This window comes from Crossiella sp. NPDC003009, from assembly GCF_053591555.1.
Window position 1 is genome coordinate 101,163 of sequence record NZ_JBSFUA010000029.1, and the last position, 8,746, is coordinate 109,908.

Annotated in this window: 8 protein-coding genes; 6 read left to right on the plus strand and 2 right to left on the minus strand. The window is 72.4% G+C overall.

The features are described 5' to 3' along the window. Positions 1–10: 10 nt before the first annotated feature. Positions 11–814 (minus strand): L-tyrosine/L-tryptophan isonitrile synthase family protein, encoded by an 804-nt coding sequence (locus tag ACWDY5_RS26730; protein WP_449724916.1) that lies wholly within the window; start codon positions 812–814, stop codon positions 11–13. A 269-nt stretch (positions 815–1,083) separates the two neighbouring features. Here ACWDY5_RS26730 and ACWDY5_RS26735 point away from each other — a divergent pair, with 269 nt between their 5' ends. Then, positions 1,084–2,043, plus strand: a complete 960-nt coding sequence (locus tag ACWDY5_RS26735) for a LysR family transcriptional regulator (RefSeq protein ID WP_449724917.1) — start codon at positions 1,084–1,086, stop codon at positions 2,041–2,043. Positions 2,044–2,108: 65 nt separating this feature from the next. Further along, positions 2,109–3,041: an aldose 1-epimerase family protein gene (locus ACWDY5_RS26740; protein WP_449724918.1), complete on the plus strand. Its 933-nt coding sequence runs from the start codon at positions 2,109–2,111 to the stop codon at positions 3,039–3,041. On the opposite strand, the gene ACWDY5_RS26745 is transcribed toward ACWDY5_RS26740, so the two are convergent. Further along, entirely contained in the window at positions 2,966–3,874 is a 909-nt protein-coding gene (locus ACWDY5_RS26745; protein ID WP_449724919.1) for a helix-turn-helix transcriptional regulator, read from the minus strand. The genes ACWDY5_RS26740 and ACWDY5_RS26745 overlap by 76 nt on opposite strands. Positions 3,875–4,051: 177 nt before the next feature. Here ACWDY5_RS26745 and ACWDY5_RS26750 point away from each other — a divergent pair, with 177 nt between their 5' ends. The 4 genes from ACWDY5_RS26750 (at position 4,052) to crtI (ending at position 8,661) form a co-directional block, all read left to right on the plus strand. Next, positions 4,052–5,047 carry an aldo/keto reductase gene (locus ACWDY5_RS26750; protein ID WP_449724920.1) on the plus strand — a complete coding sequence of 332 codons (996 nt, stop codon included), beginning with the start codon at positions 4,052–4,054 and terminating at the stop codon, positions 5,045–5,047. Positions 5,048–5,118: 71 nt separating this feature from the next. Next, positions 5,119–6,003 (plus strand): oxygenase MpaB family protein, encoded by an 885-nt coding sequence (locus tag ACWDY5_RS26755; protein WP_449724921.1) that lies wholly within the window; start codon positions 5,119–5,121, stop codon positions 6,001–6,003. Positions 6,004–6,043: 40 nt separating this feature from the next. Then, positions 6,044–7,150 (plus strand): polyprenyl synthetase family protein, encoded by a 1,107-nt coding sequence (locus ACWDY5_RS26760; RefSeq protein WP_449724922.1) that lies wholly within the window; start codon positions 6,044–6,046, stop codon positions 7,148–7,150. 41 nt (positions 7,151–7,191) lie between these two features. Further along, on the plus strand, positions 7,192–8,661 hold the full coding sequence (gene crtI, locus ACWDY5_RS26765; protein ID WP_449724923.1) for a phytoene desaturase family protein: 1,470 nt from the start codon (positions 7,192–7,194) through the stop codon (positions 8,659–8,661). Positions 8,662–8,746 lie beyond the last annotated feature (85 nt).

Genomic DNA, 8,746 nt, shown 5'->3' on the forward strand with positions numbered 1-8,746 from the left:
GCTCCAGTGCTCAGGGCAGGACGTAGTGGCTGGGGCGGCCGGCCCGGTGCACCAGCCGCGCACCCAGCCGTTCGGCCTCGATCCGTTTCATCAGGGTGAATCCGGCTGGCTCGCGCACGGCCACCGCGTGCCAGGGCGTGAGCCAGGCGTCCGGGGTGCGGCCCAGCAGCAGGCCGAGCTTGGCCGCGCCGCAGGGCTGCGGGTGGATGGAGAGCCGGACCGCCGCCGGGAACCGCGCGCCGACCAGCTCACCCCAGGCCCGGCTGCGGGCGAGCACGCCGTAGGCCCGGTGCCTGCTCTCCCGTTGCAGTGCGGCGCGGGTGCCGGTGTAGTCCGGGCCGTCGCGGTCCTCCAGCAGGAACCGGACCAGTCCCAGGTACATGGCGCGCAGGTCCGCATCGGCGCGGACCTTGGCGCGCAGGCTGGACAGCGGTTCGGTGTACTCGCGGTCGAGCAGGTCGCGCAGCGAGGCGGGGCTGACTCCCGGCGCGTAGTCGTCCAATGTGTACAGAGCCAGCCGGTCCGCGCCGGTGGCGCTGATCAACGCGGCCATCTCGTGCTGGTAGGCCGTGATGTCCTCATCCGGCACGCCGATCAGGTCGCCGAAGACCCGCCCGTCGGAGCAGATGGTCAGCCGGACGCCCGGCGGGTACACCTCGGCGAGGTCGGCGCACAGCTCGTCCAGGAAGGTGATCGCGAGCTCTTCGGCCAGGTCCGGGAGGTGCCCGAGCACCTTCTCCCGGTTGGGCGACTTGACCGGAAAGGCGGGCAGCACGAACTGGATCGGCCGGTTCGCGGAAATGGCGTTGAGCACCGAAGGCAATTGCGCGGAAAGGCAGCGCGGGCACGGATCTTGCGGACACGATCGCCCGCCGCGCGCTTTTCGTTGGTGCGCCAGCACAAGTTCGAGCACCCGCGTGGCCAGCCGCACCGGTGTCGTCGAGGACAACATGAAACTCATTAGAATTTGAACAAACCGGCGGGGCCACTGACAGTCGACCATGACCCGATGGCATGGATCGGCCAGTCAGGGGGCCTATCAGCGGCTACGGCACCAGGTCCAGGCGTCCTAACATCGGGTTCATGGATGTGGAGATCCGGCATCTGCGGATGATTCGGGCGATCAGCGAGGTGGGCAGCCTCAGCGGCGCGGCCATCCAGCTCGGCCTCACCCAACCGGCGCTGACCCGTCAGCTACAGCGGCTGGAGCGGGCCTTCGGCGGCACGCTGTTCCACCGCGACCGCAACGGAACCCGCCCCACCGCATTGGGCGAGCTGGTGGTGCAACGGGCCAAGGTCCTGGTCCCCTCGGTGGACGAGCTGATCCAGGAGGCCCGCCAGCACACCGCCCCGCTGCACACCGGTCCCACCCAGATCCGGATCGTCGCCCACCCGACCCCGCTGCCGGGGCCGGTCACCGAACGCCTGCACCAACTGGCCCCTGAGGCCAGCATCACCCTCCGGCAGGAACGCTCCGGCCAGACCGCGATGGAACTTCTGGCGGGTGGCGCGGCCGACCTGGGTGTGCTTGCCGAGCACCCGGCCATGCCGCTGGACCGCCTGCCGGGTGTGGCGGTGCACACCATCGCCACCGAGCCGCTGTTCATCGCCGTCGCAACAGGACATTCGCTAGCGAACGAATTCGAGATCTCCCTGGCCGACCTTTCCGAGGAGAACTGGATCCTCCCCCAGGGCCTGGAGATCCGTTGCGCCGAATACCTCCGCGGCCTCTGTGCGAATGCCGGATTCATCCCGCGCATCGCCTACCGCCTGGACAGCGCCAACGCCCGCGAATTCATCCGCACCGGCCTGGGCGTCATGCTGGCCCAGGCGACCTTCCGGCTGGAGGATGGCATCTCGGTCCGCCCCTTCCACGGCGCCCGCCCTGACTTCCGCCACATCCTGGCCGTGCGCACCGACAGCCCGGTGGCCCGACTGGCCGACGCCCTGGTCACCAGCGCCATCCGCGCCTACTGGGCCAAGGCCGACCAGGCCCCGGTCTACCGCAGCTGGCTCTCCCGCACCGACGAGCTGGCGGGCTGACCCGCCGGCCATCCGGCAGCGCCTCGCCACGCACCCGCGCCGTCCCGGATGACACAATCCGCCTCATGACGACGAACGGGCGCCTGTACGAGATCCGCTCCGGCCGGCACACCGCGGTGGTGGCCGGAGTGGCCGCCACGCTGCTGTCCTGGCGGGTCGACGGCGTCGAGCGGCTGCTCACCCACGCGGCCGAGGAGCTCGGCGACAGCTACCAGGGCAAGACCATCGTGCCGTGGCCCAACCGGATCGACAACGGCGCCTACACCTTCGACGGTGTGCGGCACCAGGTCCCGATCAACGAGCCCGACCGGCGCACCGCCCTGCACGGGCTGCTCAGCTGGACCGAGTGGTCGCTGGTCGAGCACACCGAGGACCGCGTCGTGCTGTCCCAGGAACAGCGGCCACAGTACGGCTACCCGTTCCAGCTCTCGCTGCGCATCGAGCACCAGGTCGACGCCGAGGGCGTGCGGATCACCTTGCACGCCACCAACACCGGCCACACCCGGGCGCCCTTCGGCGCCGCGCACCACCCGTACCTGGCCACCGCCGGACTGGTCGAGCTGACCCTCCCGGCCGCCACCTACTACCCCACCGACAACCGCCTGCTGCCCATCGGCAAGGAGTCGGTGGCGGGCACCGCGCTGGACTTCCGCACCACTCGCGCGCTCGGCTCAGCCGCCTTGGACACCGCGTTCACCGACCTGGTCCGCGACGAGCAGGGCCTGGCCGTGGCCAGGGTGGCCGACGCCACCGGCACGACCACCGAGCTGTGGATGGACGGCGGCTACGACTACCTCCAGGTCTACACCGACGACTACGCCCCGGCGGCCCGCACACCGCGCTCCGGCATCACCATCGAGCCGATGACCTGCGCGCCGAACGCCTTCAACAGCGGTGACGGGCTGATCGTGCTGGAGCCAGGTCAGGACTGGAACGGCTCCTGGGGATATCGGTCCATCGCCTCGAACTCCGCCAGCGCGGCCTCTGCCTCGGCCTGATCCTCCGGGGTCTGGTACGCCAGCATGCCGAGCAGTTGCAGGCGGTCGTGGCTCACGGTGCCCGGTTCCGCGGCGTAGAACAGCAGCCGCTGGTCGTGCTCTGGGGTCAGCAGGATCTCGCAGCGGGTCTCGATCAGCCCCATCTCCGGGTGCAGGAACCGCTTGTGGTCCGAGCGCCGGACCGCGACCTCGTGCTTGTCCCAGAACTCGGCGAACTCCGCGCTGGCCGAGCGCAGGGCGCGGACGAACTCGCGCACGTCCTGGTCACCGGCCCGGCGGGCCGCGGTGGCGCGCAGGTCGGCGACCTGCACCCGGGAGTGCTCCGCGTGGTCCTCGGCGGGGAACAGCGCGCGGCTCTCCGGCCGGGCGAACCAGCGCCAATGGAAGCTGCGGTCCCAGCCGTGCGCCGCCGCGAGATCACCCATTAGTGCGCGGGCCAGCGGGTTCTGGGCCAGGCAGACGCCGAGGTCGGAGATGACCATGGCCGGGTAGTCCCACAGCCGGTAGAGCAGCGGGATCATGCTGGGCCGGAGTTCGGTGGTGCGGGGCGGGGCGGGTGGCTCGTGCCCGGCGAGCAGGTACAGGTGGTCGCGTTCGTCGTCGGTCAGGCGCAGCGCACGGGCCAGCGCGGCCAGCACCTGGGGGGTCGGATGCCGGCCTCTGCCCTGCTCAAGGCGGGCGTAGGTGTCGGTGGCGATGCAGGCGAGCTTGGCCACCTCCTCCCGGCGCAGACCGGGGGTGCGGCGGCGGGCCAGGTCGAGGCCGCCCACCTCGGCGGGTTGCAGGCGGGCTCGGCAGCGGCGGAGGAAGTCGGCAAGTTGGGTTCGGTCCACGGCTCCACCCTGCCCTGCCGCACCGACAGTTATCCAGGACCTCTGCGTCCCTGGATCAGGGCGTCCCTGGGACGGCCTGATCCAGGGACGGGGAGTCCTCTCCTCAATTCGCCGCGGGCGGGGCAGGCTCATGGCAGCGGCACCACCGCCGCCGAACCGACCGGAGGAAGCAACACCATGATCACTCGTCCCCTTGGCGCCACCGGACCGGCGGTCGGCGCGCTCGGCCTGGGCTGCATGGGCATGTCGGACCTGTACGGCCCGGCCGACCGGACCGAGGGCATCGCCACCATCCGCGCCGCCCTGGACGCGGGTGTGACCGTGCTGGACACCGGCGACTTCTACGGCATGGGCGACAACGAACTGCTCATCGCCGAGGCGCTGCGCGGCCGGGACCGCGACCAGGCGGTGATCAGCGTCAAGTTCGGCGCGCTGCGCGACGCCGACGGCGGCTGGCTCGGCTTCGACTGCCGTCCGGCCGCGGTGAAGAACTTCGCCGCCTACTCGCTGAAACGGCTGGGCACCGACCACATCGACGTCTACCGCCCGGCCCGGCTCGACCCCGCGGTGCCGATCGAGGACACCATCGGCGCGATCGCCGAGCTGGTACAGGCCGGGCACGTCCGGCACATCGGGCTGTCCGAGGTCGGTCCGGAGACCCTGCGCCGGGCCGCCGCGGTACACCCGATCGTGGATCTGCAGATCGAGTACTCGCTGATCTCCCGCGGCATCGAGGCGGAGATCCTGCCGGTCTGCCGCGAGCTGGGCATCGGCATCACCGCCTACGGAGTGCTTTCCAGAGGCTTGCTGTCCGGGCACTGGCAGGCCGACCGGACCATCGAGGCCGGGGACTTCCGTGCGCACAGCCCACGGTTCGCGCCGGAGAACCTCAGACACAACCTCGATGTGGCCGAGGCGCTGAGCGCGGTGGCCGAGGCCAGGGGCGCCAGCACCGCGCAGGTGGCCATTGCCTGGGTGGCGCACCAGGGGCAGGACATTGTGCCACTGGTGGGCGCGCGCAGCCGGGAGCGGCTGGCCGAGGCCCTTGGCGCGCTCGACCTGGAACTGTCCGATGTGGACCTCGAAGCGATCGAGCGCGCGGTACCGGCGGACTCCGCCGCCGGTCCCAGGTACCCGGAACCGCTGATGGCGCATCTGGACAGCGAGCGGTGACCCCGGATCGGCCCATGTCGCCCGCTGGGGCGGGTGAGCGATGATGGAGGCTCCCCCTGGAGGAGTCAGCCATGACCGCACCCGGTCCCGGATCGCTGCACTGGCGTTACTCGGGTGACCGCCGCTCGCTGCTGCTGCTCGGTCGGGTCGGCCTGCTGGAGCTGATGTTCCCGGCACTGGGCGCCGGCGTGGTGCAGCACTCGGCGTTCTACACCGAGCCGTGGGCCCGGACGCTGCGGTCGATCCCGCAGATCGCCGGGGTGGTCTACGACGGTCCGGCCGCCGAGGACACCGCGCGCGGCATCCGGGAGCTCCACCACGGCATCACCGGCCACGACGAGCAGGGGCGGCGGTACCACGCGCTGGATCCGGAGGTGTGGTTCTGGGCGCACGCGACCATGCTCGACGTGGTGCTCCAGACCGCGGAGGTCTTCGACCGGCCGTTGACCGAGGCGGAGCGGGAGCAGCTGTACGCGGAGTCCCTGCTGACCTATCGGCGCTACGGGGTGAGCGATCGTCCGGTGCCCAAGGACTGGGCGGAGTTCCAGGCCTACTTCGATCAGGTGTGCGCCGAGCAGCTGGAGCTGACTCCGGCGGCGCGGGCGCTGCTGGGGTTCGTGGAGCGGCCGGAGACGATGCCGCAGCCATGGCTGCCCGCGCCGGTGTGGCGGCTGGTCGCGCCACTGGTCGGCCGGGTGCTGTGGTTCCTCACCAGGGCGCTGCTGCCGCCGGTGGTGCGGGTGAAGATCGGGGCGTCCTGGCGGCCGGTGGATGAACGCCGGTTTCGCCGGTTCGCGGCGGTGGTAGCCCGGCTCTGGCCGTTGCTGCCGTACCGGCTCCGCTACATCCCGAGGGCGCGGGCCGCCTTCGCCCGGGTCGGCGGCCGCGACCGGCAGTCTTGGCGTCGTCGCAGGTCAGCGCCGTTCGCGGATGCGCGTTCCGGAGGCGGCGGCTAGCGTCGCCAGACGGGAGACGCGGCGAGCGGAGGAGGGGGACTTGCCTGTCGAACAGGTGGTGTTCGCTGCGGAGCTGACCGAGGCCGGGCTGGAGCCGGCCATCGAGGAGTTCCTCCAAGCTCGCGGCGACAGCGATGTGCGCGGCGGTGTCGACCCGATGCTGGTGCGGGCCCTGACCGAGCTCGCGCTGGCCGGCGGCAAGCGGATCCGGCCCGCCTTCGCCTGGTGGGGCTGGCGGGCCGCCGGTGGCGACCCCGCCGGGGAACGCGCCGACTCGGTGGTGCGGGCGCTGGTGGCGCTGGAGCTGCTGCAGTGCAGCGCGCTGGTGCACGACGACGTGATGGACCGGTCCTCCACCCGGCGTGGGCGGCCCGCGGCGCACGTGGTGTTCGCGGGGCGGCACCGGTCGGCCGGGTGGTCGGGCTGTGCGGAGCGCTTCGGCGACGGCGTGGGGATCCTGGTCGGGGACCTGGCGCTGGCCTGGGCCGATGACGCGCTGGTCAGCTCAGGGGTCAGCCACGACATGCTGCGGCGGGCCTGGCAGCCGTGGCAGGCGATGCGCAGCGAGATGGTGGCCGGTCAGTACCTGGACCTGCGGGCGCATGCCAAGGGCGAGGACTCGTTGCCCGCGTTGTTGCGGGTGGCGCGGTTGAAGACGGCGAGCTACACCATCGAGCGGCCGTTGCAGCTGGGCGCCGAGCTGGCCGGGGCGCCCGCGCCGATGGTGCGGCAGCTGCGGGCGTTCGGGCGTTCGCTGGGGGTGGCCTTCCAGCTGCGCGATGACCTGCTGGGGGTCTTCGGCGATCCGGCGGTCACCGGCAAACCGGTCGGGGACGACCTGCGGGAGGGCAAGCGGACTCCGCTGCTGGTGCTGGGCGCGCAGCTGGCCGAGCGGGCCGGGCGGGCGGCGGTGGCCGAGCTGCTGGGCGGAATCCTTGCCGGTGGCGGGAATGCCGTGGTGGATGAGTCCACTGTGGACCGGGTTCGGCTGGCGCTGACCGAGGTCGGCGCGGTGGCCGCGGTGGAGCGGATGATCACCGAGCACACCGCGGCCGCGCTGGCGGCGCTGGCCGCGGCGGACCTTGGTGCGGGCCCGTCCGGGCAACTGGGTACGTTGGCCAGGGTGCTGACCGGACGCGACCACTGACCGGGTGGTGGCGGGCGGGTGAGGCGAACGGAGCGCGGACCATGCGGCGGGTGACCGGGCGGAGCGACCACGTCCTGGTCGTCGGCGGTGGGTTGGCCGGGTTGTCGGCGGCGTTGCACCTGCGGGGCAGTGGCCGCGAGGTGACCGTGGTGGAGCGCGAGCCGCACTCGGGTGGCCGGGCCGGGCGGCTGGACGTGGACGGGTTCCGACTGGACACCGGGCCGACCGTGCTGACCATGCCGGAGCTGGTCGAGGAGGCGTTGCACGCGGTCGGGGACTCACTGGAGCGACGGCTGGAGCTGTTGCCGCTGCATCCGGCCTACCGGGCGCGTTTCGCCGACGGCAGCAGCGTGGACGTGCACACCGGGGCCGAGGCGATGGCCGAGGAGGTGCGGCGGTTCGCCGGTCCGGCGGAGGCGCAGGGGTACCTGCGGCTACGGGAATGGCTGGGCCGGATGTACGCGGTGGAGCGGGACCGGTTCATCGGCGCGAACTTCGACTCGCCGCTGGACCTGGTCGGCTCCTCGCTGGCGAAGCTGGTGGCACTGGGCGGGTTCGGCAGGCTGGGCCCGGCGGTGGGCAGGTTCATCCGGGACCCGCGGCTGCAAAGGGTGTTCTCCTTCCAGTCGCTCTACGCCGGGGTGCCGCCACAGCGGGCGCTGGCCGCCTACGCGGTGATCGCCTACATGGATACCGTGGCCGGGGTGTGGTTCCCGCGCGGCGGTATGCGGGCCCTCCCCCAGGCCATGGCCGAGGCCGCCGCGGCCGCCGGGGTGCGGTTCCGCTACGGCGAGACCGTGGAGTCCCTGGAAGGCAGGGCGGGCCGGGTGCTGGCCGCGCACACCGCCACCGACCGGATCACCTGTGACGCCGTGGTGCTGACCACCGACCTCACCGAGACCTACGAACTGCTCGGCCACCGCCCCCGGCGACCCGTCCCGCTGCGCTGGTCCCCCTCGGCGGTGGTAGTGCACCTGGCCGCGGAGAAGGCCTCCCCGGACCTCGCGCACCACACGATCAGCTTCGGTGAGGCGTGGGAGCAGACCTTCGCCGAGATCACCGACGGCGGGCAGATGATGTCCGACCCGTCCCTGCTGCTGACCACCCCCTCCCTCACCGACCCCACCCTCGCGCCCCCCGGCCGCACCGGGCACTACCTGCTCGCCCCGTGCCCGAACCTGGCCGCCGCACCGCTGGACTGGGACCGGCTGGGCCCGCGCTACGCCGAAGAGATCGTGACCGTGCTGGCCAAGCGCGGCCTGCTGCCCGACCAGGCCGCGGTGACCCGGCTGGCCCTGGTGACCCCGGCGGACTGGGCACGGCAGGGCCTGTCCGCGGGCACCCCGTTCGCGCTGGCACACACCTTCGCGCAAACCGGCCCGTTCCGGCCGGGAAACCTGCCCCGGGCGTTCGCGAACGTGGTGCTGGCCGGCGCGGGCACCACGCCGGGGGTGGGGATTCCGCCGGTGCTGATCTCCGGGCGGCTGGCGGCCCAGCGGATCACGGGCTGAGGCCACCACCGCGCCACAGCGACCAAGCAGCCACACGACAGCGGCCGGGCGGCCCCCGCGGCGGAGCGACTGCACGGCGGCGAAG

What these genes read in the sequence shown, in the direction of transcription:
- ACWDY5_RS26740 (WP_449724918.1), top strand. Translation starts at nt 2,109, where the DNA reads ATGACGACGAACGGGCGCCTGTACGAGATCCGCTCCGGCCGGCACACC.
- ACWDY5_RS26735 (WP_449724917.1), top strand. Translation starts at nt 1,084, where the DNA reads ATGGATGTGGAGATCCGGCATCTGCGGATGATTCGGGCGATCAGCGAG.
- ACWDY5_RS26750 (WP_449724920.1), top strand. Translation starts at nt 4,052, where the DNA reads ATGATCACTCGTCCCCTTGGCGCCACCGGACCGGCGGTCGGCGCGCTC.
- crtI (WP_449724923.1), top strand. Translation starts at nt 7,192, where the DNA reads ATGCGGCGGGTGACCGGGCGGAGCGACCACGTCCTGGTCGTCGGCGGT.
- ACWDY5_RS26755 (WP_449724921.1), top strand. Translation starts at nt 5,119, where the DNA reads ATGACCGCACCCGGTCCCGGATCGCTGCACTGGCGTTACTCGGGTGAC.